This window comes from Paenibacillus sinensis, assembly GCF_019904155.1.
In the GTDB taxonomy this organism is placed as follows: Bacteria; Bacillota; Bacilli; order Paenibacillales; family Paenibacillaceae; genus Paenibacillus_AQ; species Paenibacillus_AQ sinensis.
The window spans coordinates 1-547 of sequence record NZ_JAHCMB010000201.1 but is presented as its reverse complement, the minus strand read 5'-3'; the positions used below and the strand labels follow the sequence as shown (position 1 = coordinate 547).

The 547-nt window shown below is 60.4% G+C and carries 1 protein-coding gene; it reads right to left on the bottom strand.

Annotation, left to right across the window (positions count from 1 at the left end):
- A partial coding sequence (locus KIH86_RS25145; RefSeq protein ID WP_407672353.1) for an RCC1 domain-containing protein occupies positions 1–547 on the bottom strand: 547 nt, incomplete at both ends.

Genomic DNA, 547 nt, shown 5'->3' with positions numbered 1-547 from the left:
CGTTCCGTCTCCCAGTTGACCGCCGCCGTTGTAACCCCACGCCCATACACTGCCGTCACTCTTCAGCGCCAGGCTATGGCTGCCGCCTCCGGCGATTGCAGTGACTTCTGTCAGTCCAGTCACTTGTACTGGCACACTCCGCGAGGTGGCACTGTTGTCACCCAACTGACCGCTGCCGCCGTACCCCCACGCCCATACGCTGCCGTCACTCTTCAGCGCCAGGCTGTGACTCGTTCCTGCCGCGATAGATATTACTTNCGTTCCCCACGACCATACCGTGCCGTCGCTCTTCAGCGCCAGATTATGCCCGCTGCCCATTGCGATCGAAGTGATGTTGCTCAATCCCGATACCTGAGTTGATGTTGCAGTACTGCTCCATGCCCATACCGTGCCGTCGCTCTTCAGCGCCAAATTCTGCCCCGACCCTGCCGCGATCGCCACGATACCACTCAGACCGCTGACCGCGATCGGTACATTCCCATAGCCTGAGCCCCAGACCCATACACTGCCGTCACCTTTCAGTGCCAAGCTGTGGCTTGTCCCTGCC